The following is a 16,929-nucleotide window of genomic DNA, read 5'->3' on the forward strand; positions in this document are numbered from 1 at the left end:
TCCCCTGCAATTCCTTCGACCGGTTTAACTTTCCGCCAATTCATCCGCTAATTGGTAAATTGCTTCACGTAAACCGTTCCGATATTTCATTTTAGGTAATGCCTGTATTTCTTTGGCATGGGCAAGTGTCTTATAGTCGGAACTTGCTTGGGAGATAATGTCGCGGATTTGCCCAGTATCATCCAAATCTTGCAAGCCGTAGCGATGACGGCTGAACAGCTCACGCATCCCCGCACTGGTGATAATATCCGTGATTCCCCACTTCACCCGGAAATCAAGAAACATGCGATCCAGGCTAACATTATTCGCCTGCTGGATGATTAGTTCACTGTCACTTAGCCGCGCAGGATACTTGAAGCCGGAACCTGCAGGCGGGAAGTACCCTTTGATGATGGCCACCGCCGCATTGATAATCTTCGTCGCATAGTTGCGGTCATCCAACCCATTGGCAAATTGGTTGATTTTCTCTTGGGTCTCTTTGGCTTTTTTATCTTTCCCTTCGTGAACCTGGTTCAATAATTGTTCCACCAGTTCCGTGAGATAATCATAGTCTACTTTAACATCCTTCACGTGGGTCATGCGCAGTTCAATCTGATAAAGAGGGATTTTTTTCTCTTTGACAATATGTGACTTAAGTTCATTGGTTAAGACGGTTGTCAACATGACTTCCTGCTCTGAAGTCATCCCCAACCTTTCTAAAAGTTCATCTGGATTGTCATAGTTAAATCCGACGCTTTCACCCTCAACTTCATCGGGATCATATTGCTTTAATTTTGCCATACCTCTGTTATATTCACGGAGCAGCTCAAGCATATTGTCCTTTTGTTTTTCAGAGGGTGGCAGCTGTTGAAATCCAGTCGTCATGCTGCTTAATTTCCCAACTACTTCTTTCACTTCGTTGAACACATCTGCAAACGGTTTGGCAATGATACCGTCTTTTTGATTAGACTTACGCTGTTCATCTTCAGACAAAATGGCTGAGTCTTTATTGGCATAAACAGCCAGGGCTTTATTCATCAGCTTCTCGTTTTGCGCTGGCCAGCGGTAATTAACCACACGTCCCCATGGTTTCTCTTGCATATCCGCAATGCGGTTCGTTCTGGAATAAGCCTGGATTAACCCGGCACCTTTCAGGGTTCTATCCACATAAAGGGTGTTCAATTCCGGCGCGTCAAAACCGGTTAATAGTTGGTCCACCACAATCACCAAATCCAGAATTTTTCCGTCCGCAGCTGATTTATTTAAGCGTGAAGTCACGTCTTGGGTGTAGCCTGAAACATCGTCCATCCCAAAAGCTGTGCCGAATTCAGCATTATAAGCTTTAATGGCATTGTGCAAACCTTGATTTGTGGCAAGCATGCTATCATTATTCGATGTATTTTGACTGAACGTAACGGCGACTTTTAAAGTCTGCCCGCCCTTCAGCTTATTTTCTTCGTTGACACGCTGAAACTCGTGAAAATACATCATCGCCATGGGCGTACTTGCCTTACCACCACCTACGTGAGTGGTAAACAACGCATTATATTTGCCTCCATTAGAACGATTACGCCAATTTTTGAAGATATCCTCCACTACCAGTTTGATGTGATCCGGATTTTCATCGTAGAAACTGGGTTCAATAGCATCATCCATATCTTCTTGAGTGAGATGGTTGATTTTCTCTTGAATTTGCTCTTCGCTCCATTTAGGATGGCGCTCCCGGTAAAACCCAGGAAGATAGTTTTCTTTCATTTTTTTTTCATCGATCGTTGTCTCAAAGTCCACTTTGAAGCCCAAAACATTGCGGTCCGCAATGGCTTCACGAATGGTATAAGCGTGTAATAGCGGACCAAAAATTTCTTCTGTGCGCAGCCCGCTGGTTGTTTCATCAAACATGGGGGTTCCGGTATAACCCACCCAAGCGGATTTCTTAAAAGCTTTTTGAATTGCCTTAAATGAGTCGCCGCCAGTTGAACGGTGGGCTTCATCCACGATAAATACGATATTTTTATCCGGGGCTTTAAAGGTTTTGCGTTTCACCAACGTATCCAGTTTTTGCACGGAAGTCACAATGATGTTATTGTCTTTACTTTTGAGCTTACGGCTCAAATCCGTCGTGTTGTCTGTGTTTTGAACGCTGCCCCAAGTGTCTTCTGCCGCATCCGGATCATAGGCTTTGTAGTTTTCCATGGTTTGCTTGGTTAAAGCGATTCTATCCACCACAAAGACTACCTTGTCCACTTTGGGCATACGGCTGGCCAACCAGGCGGTTTTGAAACTGGTAATGGTTTTTCCCGAGCCGGTTGTATGCCAGATATAACCCACTTTATTTATACCGAATTCAAAATCGACACCTTTTAAGCTCTCGATCACGTTTTGGGTCGCATACACCTGATAAGGGCGCATCACTTTTAACATTTGTTTATTCTTTGTTCCGTCCAAAATCATGTAATTGGTGGCCATTTGATGGGCCATAGGAATGGAAAGCATTGAATCCGCAAATTCCTTCCAGTTGCGCACGATGGTATTGTCACTCTTACGCTGCCAGTTAAAGGCGAAGTCTTTATTGAATTGATCCGGCGTCGTATTGGCCATATACTTCACATTGTTGGGCGTAATGGCCACCAAAATCTGCAGCGTGGAGAAAATATCACGATACTGATTTTCATTGGCATATTGGTGCATTTGATTAAGGGCTTCATTGACATCACGGGTGTCACGCTTTTCTTCAATCTGAATGATGGGCAGACCGTTAATCAAGAGCGTCGTGTCAAAATAGCACTTTTGTTTTCCAGTGATAACTGCGGGCCGATAAATTTGATTGACCACTTGATAAACCGTATCCCCGGCCCCGATTTGTTTTTGATCAAAAACCGTCAGAAATACATGACGTCCGTCATCTAAATCAATCTCGATTTGGGACACACCATTTAAGCCATACAGGAACTGCCCCGCTTCGTAAGGTGTCCGAAGGTCCGAGATGATTTTCTTAACTTGATTAAATTCCACAGCACTTAAAGGATGGTCCAGGGTGTTTTGATTGTGTTGTTCCAAGATCGCCTTAAAGTTATCCCAGAGTTGGGCTGTGGTTTTAATATGGGGTTCATAGTTCCACAGTTTGGTTTTCACTACATAATTAACCTGTGATTCTTTGGCAACAAAGTCGCCACTGCCTTTCAGATGCTCCGGTTTGGTAATTGTGCCACTGGTAATGTATTGAATGAGTTCTGTTTCAAATTCCTTCTCCTTCATTTCCTGCTCGCCTCCCTTAGCTTTTCCAATACGATGATGGTTTCTGAATTTGCCGCTCTATTTCTTAAGGCTTCTAGCCGCAATTGGTTGAAATAAAGTTTACCGATCAGGCGCTGTGTTTCTATTGCCGGCAAATCCGGCAATTCAAGTTCTTTCACTTGTTTCAGCGTGTATTTTAGAACTTGAGATCCTTGCAAGCCCATTTGAACCTGTTTCTTAATGGATTGATCTTCATTCAATATGTAAACAAGATATTTCCCATCAACCTTTTCGTCAGTTACTAACTTAACGTAGTTTTGAGTGTATAGATACCCCTGATGATTCTCACCAACCAGAGTGGATTTTCCCGATATCAAACTGAATACCAGATCACCTTGACAAAGGGTATTGACCTTGTCAAAGGTTCGCACTTGTTTGCTGTCACTACGATTAGAATCCAGGCCAACCAAATCTTCTTCAAGATCGGATTGTCCATAATAGATGTAAAGTGGCGCTTTATCATCAAACACTTCTTTAATCCTAAATTGCGGCGAACCACTCACGAGCTCTACCACGTCCTCTAATCTTTTCATGCAATTCGTGCCTTTCTAAAATTACATTTTTATTGTTTATATTCTATCAAGTTATTTTGCAAATGCAAGCATTAGTTTTGAAATAAAAAAGTTGCTTCCCCTGTTTAAAGAGCAAACAACTTCCATTGACTAAGTAACTGCATTTACAAATGACGTATTTTTTTATATCGAATAATTTGCATTTAGAAAGAAACAATCTCAGTTTATATTATGGATACAATTTGATCTAAAGGTAATCCGGAAATTTAACCAAAAATCCGCTTAAACTCTTTTAACGTATAATCATTTACTTTTTTATTTTCTCTGCCCAAAGCTACAAGAATTTCGTAACACCCAGATTTATCAGCCAGAACCTTCAGGTCTACATTAGGCCCCACAACTTCCGCATAATTGGCATTTGCTAAAACATCCGCTGGAACATCGGTCACATCAATGGTTGAGGCATCCAAGGATATTTTTCCCATCACGGGAGTCCTGTAACCATCGATGCACATGTACACCCCTTTTGGATCGCTATCAAGCTCACTTAACGTTCTTAAGTAACCGTCCTTATACCCAATATGAACCAGAGCCATCTTCGTATCTCTTTTAGTTACAAATGCCCCTCCATATCCCACGGTTTGTCCTTTCGGAATCTTCTTGATCTGTGATATTTTGGCGTAAATTTCTATAGTGTGCTTTGCTTCAGGTGAGATAGGATGAGACGCATTAGGCGCTCCTCCCACCAATCCAATCCCTGGTCGGATCATATCAAAGTTTACTTGTTGATTGTCCAACAATATAACGCTATCAGTGCAGGCAAAGGTGATTGGCGCTTTGGGAAGTTTGTCCAGATAGTTTTTCAGGATCTCAATTTGCTTATGGCAATTAGTGAAATCATTTCCTTTGATATCATAAAAGTGACTCATGTAAAAATGCACTTCGAGATCGGAAAGATATTCGTTATTATTATTGCTTAAAATTTCGATCTCATCGTCAAGTAAGCCAAGGCGGTTCATATGAGTATCAAGATGGATGATTACTGAGCCTTTCCCATTGTCCCGGCAAAATTTATTCCATCTAGACAGTTGCTCTAAACAATTCACACAAGGAATAATATTATATTCTTTGAAGTATTGTTCTTCATTACTAAGAATTCCGGCCAGAGTATATATTTGGGCATCCTTTTGAGGCAAGATTTCTCTTAAGCTTATCGCCTCATAGAGTTCGGCAACAAAGAAATACCTCGCGCCGACATTGTATAAAGCCGGAGCCACATCAATCATTTGCAGTCCATGAACTTCTGCTTTTAAGACGGCTGCACAAATAGAATTGGTTTTCTCCGCCTTATTCTTAAATAACAGGTAATTGTGGACTACGGCATCAATGTCTCTGATGCGTACAATTGGCTTGAAACCAAATGCTTGATCCGGAATAGCTCTAAAGGAATCAGTCATTTTTCATCTCTCTCTTCTCTTTTTGGTGGCTTTTTCTTAAAACTTGTTTTCACCCTGTCTATATACAGTACACCATTTCATAAGCAAGATATAGTACCGTTCAGCTTGGTAATATTGTTTTTATATTTCATAATCCGTAACTACTCTTTCATCTCTTACCTTGGTAACGAATTCCGAAATCTTCAAATGGTCAGGGTGATTTTGATAGAAAAGCAAATCTCAAAAACACCAAAATCAGGCATATGATTACTGCAGATCTAGGTATTCTGGAACCCTTTCTAAATTGGTCACCAGTGACCAATTTAAACTGCCAAAATAATCGTTAGCAAACCATACACTAACATGCCAACTCCTACTATAAATAAGGCCAGACCATAACGTTTAATGTAATTATGATAATACTGATTAGTTGAGGGTTTGATTTTAAACCCATCAAACATTCCAACGATTTCCGGTTTTAGTACACACCATAAACCGATTGCAAGAAACAAAATTGCTGTAACTAACAACATGAAGATTCTCCCTTCTTAATTAGATTAGTCATGCTCTGCTGCAATGAATGCCGTCTCAAATGGGCATTTGAATATTTAAGCGATATTTCTTATTATTATAACGAGCGAGTAAATGAATGAGAAGGGATTGAAGGCATTTATGATAAATCAGCGCGAAGATTTTACTTATCGGCTTTTAACGGATGCAGGTATTAAAAAAGGGTTCCGGATACTGGATGTAGGCTGCGGTTCCGGAGATGTAACTTTATTGGCAGCAGAAACTGTGGGCGCTGACGGCGAAGTAATTGGCTTTGATACAAACGAGGCAGCACTTGACATAGCTCGGAATGCCGCTGTCGAAAGGCGCATTATTAATGCAAAATTTATCAAGGCTGAAATTAGCGGGTTGCCGCAAGGCATTGGGCGGTTTGATGCGATTATTGGACGCAGAGTTCTGATGTATCAAACAGATGCAACTCACAGTGTTAAGAGTCTTCTGCCCTACCTGAAAACAAATGGGTTGGTTGTTTTTCAGGAGAGCGATTCAATGGGATCATTTAAGAATATGGATTTACCGCTCCATACACAAGCTCAAGCCTGGATTTGGGATACCGTGGCAAAAGAAGGCGGTAATGTTCATATTGGCTCAAATCTATATTGCGTATTTAAGCAGGCTGGATTAACGATTGCCCAGGTAAGGGCGGAAGCCGTTTTACAAACACCTGAAACAGGCAGCGATCTTGCGTGGGTCGTAAAGATGATGCTGCCCCGGATCATCCAATCGGGTACTGCTACTCAAAAAGAAATCGATATTGATTTATTAGAAGAAAGACTGAACAGTGAACGGCAAAATGCAGATGCAGTTTTTGTGAGGGATATGACCTTTGGTATCTGGGGAACATTGCAGGCTTGAGCTATCATGATTGGCGGCATCGATATCAGACTCTATAACATACCATCGGCATAAGTTTGCACAATCGATTTCACCATAGTCTCGATAATCCCTTGCGATTCCGTCGAAGCAATCTCAAATCTTAAACCGCTGCTAATTTGAAACACAGCAGCCGGCAGACCATCATTATAGTTTTTACGCAGTTTAACCTCAATTCCGTCAATTTGTTTCGTATCAAAGGTTGAGTCTGGCGTTGCCACTGGAGCGAACCACGGGTGATCTCCTTTGATCATTTGTACATTAATGAAAGGTGTTGATGTTCCTTTCGTATTCCTATGGTATAACGAAAAGGTTTCTGTCTTTTTGTCCCCTTGAATAAAGGTCATGGAATTTTGCATGTCAAATTTATAGCCCTGGGGAATGACTACATCCCCTGCTTGGATAGTCTTAAAGCTTAACCCATCTGTAGCCGAAGTGCCCCCTTTTCCGATATAAATGTTTGAAGGCGGATTTTTAGCCGGAACTACTATACTGGCGCATATTTTCTTTAACTCCTCGATTGAAATGCCCCCGCCGATGATATTGTGAGCTGTATAATCCACACCATCTTTAGTAAATTGAATAAAGGCATCTCCAATCTCTCTGACGTATAATGTTGCCGACAAATCACCTATTTGGATTTGGGTTTTTGTAGAGTAATTCGAAATGTTAGGCTCTATCCCTTTAGAGGGCCCCTCTGAGATTGTAAATGCTGCGTGGCTGCCATAGGCAGCTAAGTACCCTACACCGGAATAGTTGTCCGGAGGCATGTTTTGGCTGCAGCTGATCTGCGAAGAGGTAAGCTCGTAGCCGGCAGTGTAGCTCGGCAATAAGGGGGTAAAGGGCAGATATTGCCGGTAATTAAAGCCTCCCTCAGGCACAGAAGAAGACTGATCAGACTGAGTTATAGCCTCACCCGATTGGCCATTTGTCACTGCAGCCACTTTGCCAACTGGACCGGAAGTACTCACCTTAGCATTGGTCAATGTTACCCATACCAAAACAGCTGCGACTGGAATAACAAATAAAGCCCACTTTAAAGGTACTTTACGATAATCTTTTATCATTCCGATTCTTCTCCTTATCTGTGACTCTGTACCCAACAAACTTGCCACACTGACAATTCTTGATACTTTCAAGCTGCTCTCCGCTAGCTTGAGGAGAGTAAAGCCATATTCCTCAGGGTTGTCAATACCCATCTTTTCAATCGTCAAATAATCGCAGGCAATTTCTTGATCTTCCCGCAATTTTATCAAAGCGTACCAAAGCAGAGGGTTAAACCAATGGAGTATAAGCAAACCCTGGGTCAACCAGTTTACCAATAGGTCTTTAGACTTGAAATGATTCAACTCATGCGTGAATACATGATTAAGCTGCTCAGGGTTGAATTCCTCTAAAAGGCCAACTGGCACTAAAAGTTTGGGACGGAATAATCCGTAGAGCGATGGGCTTGTGATTATCTTCGTTTGAATTAAAGGCACTTCTGCCTTGATGTTTAGTTTGTTCTTGGCTTTTATATAGGCAGAGACTAAATTGGCATCAACTACAGGCAGGCCTTGAATATTTATCGCAAATCTTCTATTGATTAAGCCGGTAATCATGAACAAAACAGCAACCCCTATTAGCCAAAGGAAGAATAAAAGCCGGTGAATGAACCGGTAGTTGGCCAGAGCATTCTGGGGTTCGCCCATATGTAATACACTCGGCTTTAGAGCCGCGGCAATTTGATTTAAGCTATCAACCTTTTCTTGATCACTAATTCCAACGCCTGCTGCGGAAAGGCGTGAAGGCATTTCCGTCCCTCCTTGGAGAGAAGCCGGTTTTTGTATATCGAAGTTGGTAAGATTGTAAATGCTCAATGAACTTTGGGGAGCCCATGGTACAAGCAAGCTGACAAAAACAGCAACCCATAACCAGTAGTGCAAACGGGCTCCGATTCGGTTCTTTACCACTAATTTCACAAGCAGTAGAAGAATTACCAGGAAGCTTACCTTTACCGAAGCACTCCAGACCCAATCAAAGAAGCTAAGATAATCCAGATGAATTGGCGGCAATATCACTCCCTCCTTTCTTCCAGGATGCGTTTCAGCTCTTCAATATCATCCTTCGATAATTCCTCTTCCTGAAGAAAGGTAACTAACAGCGGTTTAAATGCCCCGCCCAAAACCCGGCTGACAAAAGATTGGGTCTCTGACCTGATGCACTCAGTCTCACTAACCAAGGAATAGTACCAATAGATCCTGCGCTTTTCCTTATAACCCAGAGCCTTTTTCTTCACCAACCTTGTGATTAATGATTTTACTGTGTTAGGCTTCCATTCCGCTATGCCTTCTAAGGCATCAACAATTTCGTTGGCGGTAAGAGGAGAATTTCTTGACCAAACTATTTTCATTACTTCCCACTCAGCTTCAGATATTTTCGGTGTCTCAGCCATATGTTTCCTCCATTCTTTCGTTTACTTTTGTAGTCATTATTACACTTGTAGTTATAAATGTCAATCTCCTTTTCCATCTTGATTAGTAATCTGAAAGCGAAATATAAGCCAACGTTACAAAGCCAGACTTTCAAAAAAGCCTGGCTTTAAATGCTCCTAACGAAGAAAGGCTGATAACACCCCAGCATCAGCAGGAATACAATTAAACTCACATTGAGCAAGGTCGTATGTTGGTTAAAGAATGAATGCCTTGAGCGCTTCTGAAATAAATACGATAGGAAATTCCTTGGCGGGATGGTGCACCACCGTCCCGGTTCTTTCATTTTCTTAGTATTTTCGATGGCAACAAATACGGCTTTGGCAATGGCTTCCTCCAGGCAGGCGGTGACGATTTCTTTCTGGGACCTCCTTTCCGCCGGAGCAGCACTTACCCTTATACCATCAAAAAACTCACTGTATAATAGAATGGCTGTGAATATAGAATTCTTCCTGACTTGGCTGGTATTTTTTCTCCAGGCTTTCCAAACCCTCGTCAAAGCGCATTGCTTCTTGTTCATCTATCTCAAATACAGGACTTTGATAGTAAACCCATTTTCTTCCGTCCAAGACATCCGGTTTGAGTTCTTTTACCATCATTGCCGCAGGATATGTCCCATTTTCAAGACAGACATTGTACTTTTTGCAACTCTTAAAACCACTGCTTACATAATTATTCGGATTTCCAAATATTATAATCACATCATAATCAAGTGCGGCCGCCTGTTCAAAGGAATACTCCATTAGTTTTTTTCCATATCCTTTTCTCTGATATTCTGGCAAAATGCAAACCGGACCGAAAGTAAGGATGTCTTTTTCTTCCCCAGACTCATCAATTAGTTTTGTTTTCGTATACATGATATTCCCGATGATCTGATTATCAACTTCAATCACCAGATCCAACTCCGTCAGAAAGTCTTTGTGGGATCGCATAACATGAACCAAATAGTGTTCATTGCAGCCAGGGATATATAAATTCCAAAAAGATTTCCTTGTGATTTCTTCTACTCTCTCATAATCTGTTTCTTCTTCATTCCTAATCTTAATCATTTTATACACCTCCGCTAATTTACCTAAGACCAATTTTCTGTGCTTTTTGTTACGCTATCTGCTCAGCAAATCTTGTTGGTAGCTGCAAAATAGGGAAAGATGATCAGAGATCACCTTGTTTTAAAAGCCCCCCAACGCCGGGCCTGAGCCGCTGCCTGAGTGCGGCTTCCCACCCCCAGCTTGCCGAAGATGTTTTTAACATGCCACTTCACAGTACCCAGAGAGATATATTATTGCGTTGCGATCTCTTCATTGGAAAGGCCCTCCGCCACCAGCCTTAAAACCTCCAACTCACGCTGGGTCAACGCCTCAATCATCACCGAAGCCCGGCCCGGCGCGCAGTGTCATAAGCCCTGTACAGAGTCGCAGTGGACTCCCGCATAGGGTCATTGTCCAGTTCATCCAGGGAAAGCCAGGCTTTAGCCCGGTCAAGTCCCTCAAGCCAATTTGTGACCAAGGTGGTTTTTCCATACCCCGCGGGAGCTGAGATCAAGGCAAAAGGTCTGCCCGTTAAAAGCCCTTCATCAAGTCGCTCTAATAGCCTCTTCCGCCCAATTAACCCCGGGCGGGGTTTGGGCACATAAATTTTGGTTTTAAGCAATAGATCCCCCAAATTTGCAGCCCCTTTACCATTCTCAATTTACTATTCCTTCTATCCTAATATTTCTTACCAACAACCGCTTTTCCTTCACTGATTTATGATAAGGGTGAAATTTTTTCCCTCCCGGAATTCACGGAGGAAAAGGGCCTGGCAGCAAATCAATACTTTGCTAAACGACAAAAAGCTGTCCAGCAGGACAGCCCAAACTTGTTAGCATAACTAATTTGCAGTTTCAACTCCGCATAGCCTTGAAGTAAAGCATACCTATGGTCAAAAGCGTAATTACTACAGTGACCACCAGCTCTGTCCAATGAAATGACCAGCGAATACGGCTGATTAAACGAGTCTGCTTTTCATCTATAGGATATAATGCCCAGAGAAAACTACCCTTTTGATTCGTTCCCGTCCAAATCAGGCATTGGTTGGGTTCAATAGCATAAAAGACCATACGGGCCACTGAACTAATCGGCACCTCATCTCCAATTTTAAATTCTTGAAACTCCGGCAAGATGCGGTCGGCACTGCGAATCCCTCGCGGACTTCCGAGGTTTTCCACAATATCATAGCCATAATACCCGGCTCGACTATATCCCATCTGCAGCAGCCAAGGCCAGATTTCCTCCGGCATACCTGAGATGGTAATCCCCCGAGTCGCGAAGAATTCCGGCTGGGGGTCTAAGTGATCTCCCGGCATGGCCTGATTTAATTCCAATTCCGTTGCACCCCAATTAAGCTGATAAGGGCGTGCCCAAAGCATATACGCAGACATTACCATGGCAATCAGAACTAAGACTGCCAGAACCTTCTTCAATAGTTTTGCTAAGAAAACACTAATTTCACCTCATATCCCCATTTTTATATATACACTTTTTAAACCCTTAGGAACCCTCTCGAAAGTAGGGTTTGCGATGATCTAAGAGTAGGGATTGGCACTGGCTAGGGGGCAACTCCGGTTATAAGACTCTTAAATGCCGGAGTCAAGATTTCTCTTGCCTCCGGCATTTTAAACAGCAGCTCATTATCCAATTAAGTCTGAAGGTCATAGCTCTAGCCAGAAATCCTTCCGATTTCAAGTCCAACACACTATAGAGTAGATTTTTTTACATACTGGGAATATTCAAAGGCTGTTGTGCCATAAACCCCTTTGAAGTGCCGGTTCAAATGGGCTAAGTCAAAGAAGCCACAGTCTAATACTACTGTGTAAAGGTCTTCTCTCCCTTCGATGAGCCTTTTGGCCCATTCGACCTTGCAGTTTAGAAAATATTGATAGGGTGAAATTCCAGCCCAAGCTTTAAATAGCCGTATGAATTGATATTTGGACATCTGAAGCTCCTGACAGATATCTTCAAGTTTTAATACTGCACCCAGATTACTGCGTATCATCTCAATAGACCTTTTAATCAGATCATCCGGCTTGACAATAGCCGGCTGAATATGAGGCCAGGCAAGGACTGTGACAAGTTTTACGAGGAGTTCACTGCTTAAGGCTTCGCTTCTATCCTTTAATATACTGTCCGCCAGGCTCAATATACACAGCTCCAGCTTATGGTCATAAACAATGGGAGAATTAAAGCGCAGTATCTCTCTCCTGCCGGATATCTCAGCAAATAGTTCTGTCGGAATATAGATCATCACATAGTCTATACCTTCTTTATCTGCAGCACTTCCGTCATGGGCCTGCTCAGGGTTAAACAGCATAACACCGTTTTGGTGTGACGAACATAAGCTTCCGCCCAGGTGGTACTGCTGGATTCCACGCAAAGTTACGCCCAGAGCATACTCAGCATGAGAATGGCGCTTGTAGACAAATTCAGTCATGCTTGCAGATAAAACAGTGAGATCTGCTGACTTTTTATAAATGAATTTTTCCATCCCAATCACCTCAGCAACAGTTCCTGCAAACCGGACACCATAAAAGCACAATAGATTAATGATAAAGCCATCACTAGGTTAACTGTTTTTTGATAAGTGCGCAAAAAATATTTGAGTATCGCTCCAAAAATGACCCACGAAACAAAAGCCGCTAATCCTATTATTGTAATAATTATAACGAACAAAGCCCGGTGAAAAAGGGATGAATAATAAGGCATTATGAAATTTGAAATAACCGTCAATACGAATAACACGACCTTCGGATTGATGAATTGCATCAAAAATCCTTCCTTAAATGAGATTCCGACTTGGTCAGTTTCAGTAGTAGTTTCAGCAGCAGATACATCCATTTTAGATAGTTTCCAGGCCAAATAAAGCATGTAACCCGCCCCTACTCCGCCCATGACCTGTTTAATTTTAGGGAGTGCCTCAAATAATACACTATTGAAGGTCACCGAGAGAATAAGCAATAAGCCAAAGGCCAGGGCAGCACCAGCCGCATATTCCAAGGCTTTTTTCGGACCATGGTTTTGGACTGTTGACAGAATAACAATATTGGTTGGACCCGGTGTAAAGGTTACAATAAAGCAGTAAGCTAAAAAAGCTGCAGTGTTCATCAAAGATATCTCCTTAAAATGATACTTTAATGAAGTATAGCGTTTTAGTTTACAGAACGTATAGGACGTTATTGCGACTATCTTATATTCAACGACAACCGCAAGATATGGAATAAGATTCGCTTAAATCTTACTCCATATATTTTCATAGAGATTCGTAACGGTCAACTGCAGCGTACCTTTTTCATTTAATGAGATTTCCCTGTTTTCATAAGCTTCAGAGGGGAATACATAGATACTAAAGTGATCTCCGTCTTGATAGTGTAATCCACTTGTTGCCTTTTCTGAACAATTGTAGACTTTGCCATTGTATTCTGCGGTCATTTTTGCAGTCATATGACTGGCAAAGGAATTATTATCAATTGTGGCATGCCTAACCCCTGAAATTAATGTAGCCTTGTTTAAGGAATACTGGCCACTGGCCCTGAAACCTATGCTGTAACCTCCGGAATTTATGTTGCCTGCATTAATTACATTACTGACGTATATCCTGTGGGTGCCATCATTGTATAAATCTTTACCGACATTACTCTCTAAATTTGAAAGATCAATGGAAACCGAATGGTGTCCTTCAATATGATGACTGTTGGAATCGGTATAGTCTTTTGCACTATAGGCCATATAAGATATACCATTCCTCCATAGTCCTATTAAACCAGTTGACCATAGAGTTATTAAAACTATGATGATGGCTAAAACGGTGGTGTGAAGTATAATTTCAAGTTTGCGATTCGTTCTCAAATACCTTGATGCCTTCAACGATAGCTCTAACCAGATAATGAATATCAGACATGCTGCAATCACAAATAGAGTTGTTTTAAGCATTTCAGCCCCCTTATCTTAACCTTACATTTAATAACAGTTTGGTCCACATCTATCAAATCTCATATACTTTCTCTAATTAGAGGTCGAAAAAATATCCTGTCCAGATTCAAGTCAAACCTTAAAAAATCAGCTCAAATCCCATGGTAAGTTAATTCTGTGGAGCTTGAGTCATTATATAATTCATACTTGAAGGTGTCCCAATCCCAATCAGTAGTATTTATGTCGTTAATAGTTGTACCCTTTGCTAATTGCACCTTAAGCTTTTTATCAATGTTTAATTCATGTTGATGACCATAAGTTTTGTATAATTCCTCAAATTCGAGAAAGTCTTCATTAAAATAATTCGCCAAGGAATCCGGCAAATACATTCTTACCTTAAACTTACTCATATCTCGCCGCCCGTAATCAATTAATGAAAGTCTCACATTTATTGTGGCTTCATTTGCTTTTATCTCGCTAATTTTGATGTCTGTATCTTTGAAATCGATTGACCTTAGTTCATTATCCATTCCTCTAAAATAAGTGGTTTTCCCAAAATCTACTGAGCTTCGCATAATCGGTATTGCAAAAGCAATTACCATGATAAATATAAGTAACTTACTCTTTCCTGCAAACCATTTTAATTTGTTCAATCCCTTTATTCCAACAAACAGTATTGCTAATGGAATTACCCCCGAAAGGTAGAGAACAGAATGTTCAAATCTTATCGGCCTAATAATGTATTGGATGACTGAATAAGAATCACGCGGTAGTTTAGAGGTTAGCAAAACTGATATGAAAATAAGACCTGAGTATTTTAACAATCCTTTGATATCTTTGTCCATATCATATTCCTCCTCAACGGTCTCTAAGAAGAACCAATCCATATGCTTTCAATTCTATATCTTATTCTACAATTCTTGGTAATTACCCTTCAACTACTTCATTAAACAACAAACTCAAATGCCGAAGTTATCGGGTCATCATATCCAAGGGGAAATCAAAGGCCTTAGTTACCCTGCTTGGCGTACACCGGACCGTCTTCTTTAACAGACGAATTCCCTCCAGCCAACACAACCAGTATTCGGCGGAACAAGCTAATGGGCTATCATATATTGTCGTTCCGTGTAGGTTTCAGGTACCTTCGCGGAACGACTAGTTCCGCCGAGTACGTAATACATCATTATTAATAAACCTCAGCCTTTCATAACTTTGTTACGACCAACAACGCTTTCAAAACCGCCGTTAGGCTACTGTATTTTGTTTAGGCGCATAAATATTCAGCCGCTACAATAACGGTTTTTTTATTTATCGTTGTGACGGAAAACTAATGAATTATTCTATCAGAACAACCTTTTTCCATCTAAAATATTGATACCAAGCTCTTTCGCCATACCGGTTTGCTTAAATGGGTTTATTTTTTCCACTACGCTGTCACGTTTGAAAAGCGAGCCTGTATTTTTAAACCAAAATGTTACATTTGCTTTTACGCACTGTTCACGGATATTAAGCACCCAATCATAATCACATTCACGAGCTTCTCGCCCTGTTTCGCCGCCGACTGTTACATGGTCTACGCCATGAAGATACGGTGTTAAATCTATCGCTTCTAAAAGTGGAGCGCAGGCGATAAAACGCCGCTTGATCGGATAGGATAAAAATAATGGAAGCCTATAATCGGCTAATTTTTGATTTTCGACAGTACATCCAATATTTACATTGTCATATCCTGTTCCCCAATCTGATGGGAGGGATACAAGGAAACGATCAATTCGCTTGGTCAAAATCAAAAAATCGATGTCGGTTCTTTCCTTGATGATAGACCAAACCTCTTTGCGCCATTCATCCGCTTCTGGAAGGAAAAAGTCGGTTGCAAAACAGGTTGCAAGAATCTTGTTTCCTTTGATGTTGTATTCACCTTTTGCATTTGTCCTTATAGGCCAATGGAATTTATCTGTTTTTTGTATGGTGCTTTGGCCATAGCGTTTCGCATGTGGCCCATAAAAATAGCAATTTGTGCAGCCATCACTTGCTTTGTAGCAACCTGTCCACGGCTCCCAGTTCATAGGCATCCTCCTCATTTTGCTGGGTTTTGATGTCACAATAAGTATCAATACCCATTTTGTTATAATAAGCATACTATATGTTCAAAGTAAAATAGCGGCTTTGGTTTACCAAGCCGCCATGTGTCATATATCAAAGCACGACGCATACTGTTTTACGACTTCAATGGGAAACATTGTGCGCTTGGCAACTTTTTCCGCCGACATGCCCTGATTCAAAAAGCGTTTGATAACCATATTCATATCCTCTGCAATCTCAACAATATGATTGTCCGGGTCGTATACTCGAATGTCACGCTGCCCCCACGGGTACTCTTTTATTTCATGTACCCATAGTAAGCCGGATATGCTTTTCATTTCGGCATACACTTTGTCTAAATCTTCTACTTCAAAGTAGAGCTGAAAATTGTGAGACTGTTCTTTCACACTATCGACTGTTACACCAACGAGTTCGGCATATCCCTGTTGCAGAGAAAAGCCCTCAAAGGTTACATGTACGCCAATATCCATTACAGCGTTTTGATGAAGCACCTTTTCATAAAAATGCTTAGAAGCGGATATATCCTTTACCGCTAAAAGACAACCTTCAAATTTCATTTCTCATTCCTCCTTTTAGGAAATTGTATTATATCTCCGTTCCATCATAGATCAGAAACCATTTCGGTTGCCAACAACAAGGAGTCCGAAACAACTTGCTTTTCCATGCGTTTATGCAAAATTGCTCACATTTATTTATCAAACCTGTTATCGTTTTAAGGCAAGATAATGTAAAATATTAACCAATCCTT

Annotated in this window: 17 protein-coding genes and 1 pseudogene; 1 reads left to right on the forward strand and 17 read right to left on the reverse strand. The window is 41.2% G+C overall.

Translation table 11 applies throughout. From position 1 onward, the window contains the following. Window positions 1-24: 24 nt before the first annotated feature. The 5 genes from DP73_RS14225 to DP73_RS14240 all read right to left on the reverse strand — a co-directional run bounded on the left by DP73_RS14225 (window position 25) and on the right by DP73_RS14240 (window position 5,754). A complete protein-coding gene (locus tag DP73_RS14225; protein ID WP_034600380.1) occupies window positions 25-3,234 on the reverse strand; it encodes an HsdR family type I site-specific deoxyribonuclease in 3,210 nt (1,069 codons plus the stop codon). Beyond that, window positions 3,231-3,806 (reverse strand): restriction endonuclease subunit M, encoded by a 576-nt coding sequence (locus tag DP73_RS14230; RefSeq protein WP_034600381.1) that lies wholly within the window; start codon window positions 3,804-3,806, stop codon window positions 3,231-3,233. The genes DP73_RS14225 and DP73_RS14230 overlap by 4 nt, the downstream gene beginning before the upstream one ends. 245 nt (window positions 3,807-4,051) lie before the next feature. Continuing rightward, window positions 4,052-5,242, reverse strand: a complete 1,191-nt coding sequence (alr, locus tag DP73_RS14235; protein ID WP_034600382.1) for an alanine racemase — start codon at window positions 5,240-5,242, stop codon at window positions 4,052-4,054. A 120-nt stretch (window positions 5,243-5,362) separates the two neighbouring features. Continuing rightward, window positions 5,363-5,458, reverse strand: coding sequence for a Dabb family protein (locus tag DP73_RS22670; RefSeq protein ID WP_128751420.1), 96 nt, complete (start codon window positions 5,456-5,458; stop codon window positions 5,363-5,365). A gap of 86 nt (window positions 5,459-5,544) precedes the next feature. Further along, window positions 5,545-5,754, reverse strand: a complete 210-nt coding sequence (locus DP73_RS14240) for a hypothetical protein (protein ID WP_034600384.1) — start codon at window positions 5,752-5,754, stop codon at window positions 5,545-5,547. Window positions 5,755-5,893: 139 nt separating this feature from the next. Here DP73_RS14240 and DP73_RS14245 point away from each other — a divergent pair, with 139 nt between their 5' ends. Next, window positions 5,894-6,646 (forward strand): methyltransferase domain-containing protein, encoded by a 753-nt coding sequence (locus DP73_RS14245; RefSeq protein WP_034600386.1) that lies wholly within the window; start codon window positions 5,894-5,896, stop codon window positions 6,644-6,646. Between the two features lie 32 nt (window positions 6,647-6,678). Here the strand turns inward: DP73_RS14245 and DP73_RS22095 are convergent, their stop codons facing one another. From DP73_RS22095 to DP73_RS14300, 12 genes and pseudogenes are all read right to left on the reverse strand, one after another. Further along, window positions 6,679-8,718 carry a M56 family metallopeptidase gene (locus tag DP73_RS22095; protein ID WP_052090690.1) on the reverse strand — a complete coding sequence of 680 codons (2,040 nt, stop codon included), beginning with the start codon at window positions 8,716-8,718 and terminating at the stop codon, window positions 6,679-6,681. 2 nt (window positions 8,719-8,720) lie between these two features. Next, window positions 8,721-9,098, reverse strand: coding sequence for a BlaI/MecI/CopY family transcriptional regulator (locus tag DP73_RS14255; RefSeq protein ID WP_034600388.1), 378 nt, complete (start codon window positions 9,096-9,098; stop codon window positions 8,721-8,723). 450 nt (window positions 9,099-9,548) lie between these two features. Next, window positions 9,549-10,193: an N-acetyltransferase gene (locus DP73_RS14260; protein WP_034600413.1), complete on the reverse strand. Its 645-nt coding sequence runs from the start codon at window positions 10,191-10,193 to the stop codon at window positions 9,549-9,551. Window positions 10,194-10,294: 101 nt separating this feature from the next. After that, window positions 10,295-10,501, reverse strand: a pseudogene (locus DP73_RS22675) (response regulator transcription factor). Next, window positions 10,501-10,785 carry a hypothetical protein gene (locus DP73_RS14265; RefSeq protein WP_128751421.1) on the reverse strand — a complete coding sequence of 95 codons (285 nt, stop codon included), beginning with the start codon at window positions 10,783-10,785 and terminating at the stop codon, window positions 10,501-10,503. Before DP73_RS14265 ends, DP73_RS22675 begins: the two are co-directional and overlap by 1 nt. 232 nt (window positions 10,786-11,017) lie before the next feature. Next, entirely contained in the window at window positions 11,018-11,596 is a 579-nt protein-coding gene (locus DP73_RS14270) for a hypothetical protein (RefSeq protein ID WP_052090692.1), read from the reverse strand. A gap of 272 nt (window positions 11,597-11,868) precedes the next feature. Continuing rightward, entirely contained in the window at window positions 11,869-12,657 is a 789-nt protein-coding gene (locus tag DP73_RS14275) for an AraC family transcriptional regulator (protein ID WP_034600415.1), read from the reverse strand. A gap of 5 nt (window positions 12,658-12,662) precedes the next feature. Then, window positions 12,663-13,274, reverse strand: coding sequence for a LysE family transporter (locus DP73_RS14280; RefSeq protein ID WP_034600390.1), 612 nt, complete (start codon window positions 13,272-13,274; stop codon window positions 12,663-12,665). Between the two features lie 123 nt (window positions 13,275-13,397). Then, complete coding sequence (locus tag DP73_RS14285; protein WP_242865769.1) at window positions 13,398-14,099, reverse strand: hypothetical protein; 702 nt, start codon at window positions 14,097-14,099, stop codon at window positions 13,398-13,400. 131 nt (window positions 14,100-14,230) lie between these two features. Further along, the gene (locus tag DP73_RS14290; protein ID WP_034600391.1) at window positions 14,231-14,923 is read right to left on the reverse strand and encodes a hypothetical protein; all 693 of its coding nucleotides are present in this window, start codon (window positions 14,921-14,923) and stop codon (window positions 14,231-14,233) included. Between the two features lie 498 nt (window positions 14,924-15,421). Then, window positions 15,422-16,144, reverse strand: coding sequence for a DUF5131 family protein (locus tag DP73_RS14295; RefSeq protein WP_034600392.1), 723 nt, complete (start codon window positions 16,142-16,144; stop codon window positions 15,422-15,424). 123 nt (window positions 16,145-16,267) lie between these two features. Further along, a complete protein-coding gene (locus DP73_RS14300; protein ID WP_034600394.1) occupies window positions 16,268-16,738 on the reverse strand; it encodes a VOC family protein in 471 nt (156 codons plus the stop codon). Between the last annotated feature and the right edge of the window lie 191 nt (window positions 16,739-16,929).

Source organism: Desulfosporosinus sp. HMP52, from assembly GCF_000765145.1.
Lineage (GTDB): Bacteria > Bacillota > Desulfitobacteriia > Desulfitobacteriales > Desulfitobacteriaceae > Desulfosporosinus.